The organism is Flectobacillus sp. BAB-3569 (genome assembly GCF_002270355.1).
GTDB lineage: Bacteria > Bacteroidota > Bacteroidia > Cytophagales > Spirosomataceae > Flectobacillus > Flectobacillus roseus.
Genome location: NZ_NJFZ01000149.1, coordinates 1 through 677 on the forward strand (window position 1 = coordinate 1; position 677 = coordinate 677).

The following is a 677-nucleotide window of genomic DNA, read 5'->3' on the forward strand; positions in this document are numbered from 1 at the left end:
AATTTACTAACCAAAGATATTTGTTTGTCAATTACAATCCACTAAAGAAAGATGAGAATGAAGTATTCAAACGAGCTAATTTTGAAATTCTAAACGAAATGCTCTAAGCATCAAGTGCAGGATTGTAACTCATTCCTGTAACATTACCTCCAGCATCTTTTTGAGTTTACCCACTACGTGTACTTTCTCTGCACTACCGTCTTTAGCCATATTTTCGGCTACACCAAAGTCAACATAAGTACTAGCGTCGGTACCCGTTGACACCAAAATCACCACTGCAATGGCAATGATAATTAGTCCGAAGATGTGTGTTTTTTTCATGATTATTGATGCGTCTTTTTTGAGATTTCGCTTATTTCGAATTGAGAGTTTTTTCGATTTTTGAAATTTTCTTATCCAATGTTACCAGATAAATTACTACGCCCAAAAAGATGGTAACCACCACCGCAACAACCACATAAATGCGACCATCAGCGTATAACTTATCAGCCATTTCTGGCTCACCAGCAGCGTTATCTTGAGCAAAAGAAGCTAGCGAAACTAGCATTAATGTTAAAAATGATAATAACTTTTTCATTTTATCTATCGAGCCTTTAGCTGTTAACTTGAGGCTTTTATTGAGTAAAAGACTTTTATTAATGAGAAATAAGTAAACTCTTATTTAGTGCGGAATGGTA

General features: G+C 35.2%; 2 protein-coding genes. Both read right to left on the reverse strand.

Annotated features, from left to right (window positions below):
* Window positions 1–129: 129 nt before the first annotated feature.
* Complete coding sequence (locus tag BWI92_RS26780; protein WP_095168672.1) at window positions 130–321, reverse strand: hypothetical protein; 192 nt, start codon at window positions 319–321, stop codon at window positions 130–132.
* Window positions 322–352: 31 nt separating this feature from the next.
* A complete protein-coding gene (locus BWI92_RS26785) occupies window positions 353–577 on the reverse strand; it encodes a CcmD family protein (protein ID WP_095160684.1) in 225 nt (74 codons plus the stop codon).
* Between the last annotated feature and the right edge of the window lie 100 nt (window positions 578–677).